Below are 1,808 nucleotides of genomic sequence, written 5' to 3'. Positions count from 1 at the left end.
CGAGGGCTCGCCGAGCGCGGCCGTGCGGATCACGCGCATGACGCCGTCGGCGCCGATGCCGCGCCGGCGGTCGCAGAGGGCGGCCACGAAGGCACCCTCCAGCTCGCCGTGGATCGTGCCGTCATGGTCCGGGAGCAGCACGAAGTCGTTCTCCGTGCCGTGCCCCTTGAGCCATGGAAAAGTCATGGGTTCCAGTCTAGCCGTCGGGAGCGACAGCACACGGGCGTTGACCACGCGCCCCGTTCGGTGCGACGGTGCGTCACATGGACATCGTCCTCGCGACGCTCGACGCAGGCGGCAACGTGGCGCCGATGCTCGGCCTCGGCGTGGAGCTCGCCGGCCGCGGCCATGACGTACGCGTCATCGGCCATCCGCAGCAACGGGCGACCTTCGAGGCAGCTGGACTCGACTTCCACCCGTACGCCCATGCGACGCCGTGGGACCCCATCGCGCCGAAGTCCACCCTTCCGGGGCTCTGGGGATACATCCACCAGCTCACCGAGCGCGCGAAGGGTGAGGACCTCGTCGAGCTCGCCCGGGACGCCTCCGTGGTGGTCGTCGACTGCATGCTGCTCAGCGCCCTCGACGCCGCCGGCTCCGCGGGACTGCCGCACGTGGCGTTGGTCCATACGTTCCACGCCTACTTCGACGGCCCGTGGCGGGCCGGCCCGATCGGCATCGCGTCCCGGCTCAAGGGCCTCAACCCCCGGAGGGTCTGGGCCGAGTGCGACGCGGTCGTCGTGTGCAGCGACCCGAGCCTCGACCCCGCGGGCGCACGCGCCTGGCCCGACACGTTCCTCTGGACCGGGCCGGTGCAACCCCGTACGGAGCCGGCCTCCCCCGCATCACCGCCGCGCGTCCTCGTGAGCCTCAGCACGATCTCGTTCCCCGGTCAGCGCCAAGTCCTGCAGCGTGTCCTGGACGGCCTTGCCGACGCACCGATCGAGCTGGTCGTGACCACGGGCCCTGCTGTCGACCCGGACGAGCTGAGGGTGCCGGCCAACGCCACGGTGCACCGGTTCCTGCCGCACGACGAGGTCATGGCCGGCTGCTCGGCAGTGATCACGCACGGCGGCCACTCGACGTCGATGCGCGCGCTGGCGCACGACCTCCCGCTCGTCATCATCCCGATGCATCCGTTGCTCGACCAGCCGATGGTCGGCAAGGCCGTCGAGGCCGCCGGAGCCGGGGTGACGATCAAGAAGTCGTCAAAGCCGGCCGCGTTCCGTACGGCGGTCGACACGGTGCTCGACGATGCGCACCGTGACGCCGCTGCAGCGATCGGCGCGCGGATCCGGGCGATCGACGGGGCCGTGGTCGCGGCCGACCGCATCCTCGAGGTCGCACGGGAAGCCTGACGTCAGGTGCTCACGCGGGCCAACGCCTGCTCGACCAGGTCCTCGGCGTCGTACGGGAGCCAGTGGATCCGCGGGTCCTTGCGGAACAGGCGGTCCTGCCGCCGGGCGAACTTCCGCGTGCCGGTCACGGTCGCCTCGCGTGCCTGGTCCTCGGTGATCTCGCTCCGCAGGAACGCCAGGATCTGCTGGTAGCCCAGCGCCCGGCTGGCGGTGAACCCGTCCTCGAGCCCGGCTTCGCGCAGGGCGCGGACCTCATCGACGAATCCCGCCGCCCACATCTGGTCGACCCGCTCGGCGAGGCGTACGTCGAGGACGTGCCGCGGCACATCGAGGCCGAGCATCGTCAGGCCGTCGAACACCGACTCGTACGGCGGCATCGTCGCGATGAACGGCTCCCCCGTCAGGTCGATGACCTCGAGCGCCCGCACGAGGCGCCGCTCGTTGGTCGGC

General features: G+C 71.4%; 2 protein-coding genes and 1 pseudogene. 1 reads left to right on the top strand and 2 read right to left on the bottom strand.

All coding sequences use genetic code 11. The annotated features are described in order from the left end of the window. Window positions 1-186: pseudogene (locus V6M46_RS16680) on the bottom strand (diaminopimelate epimerase); the annotation flags it as partial. Between the two features lie 77 nt (window positions 187-263). Here V6M46_RS16680 and V6M46_RS16675 point away from each other — a divergent pair. After that, window positions 264-1,358 (top strand): glycosyltransferase, encoded by a 1,095-nt coding sequence (locus V6M46_RS16675; RefSeq protein WP_332667135.1) that lies wholly within the window; start codon window positions 264-266, stop codon window positions 1,356-1,358. 2 nt (window positions 1,359-1,360) lie between these two features. Here the strand turns inward: V6M46_RS16675 and V6M46_RS16670 are convergent. After that, on the bottom strand, window positions 1,361-1,808 hold a 448-nt coding region (locus V6M46_RS16670; protein WP_442880545.1), incomplete at its 5' end, for a tRNA (adenosine(37)-N6)-dimethylallyltransferase.

It is taken from the genome of Aeromicrobium sp., assembly GCF_036676885.1.
GTDB lineage: Bacteria > Actinomycetota > Actinomycetes > Propionibacteriales > Nocardioidaceae > Aeromicrobium.
The sequence above is the reverse complement of the archived record's forward strand: the minus strand, read 5'-3'. Positions and strand labels throughout refer to the sequence as shown.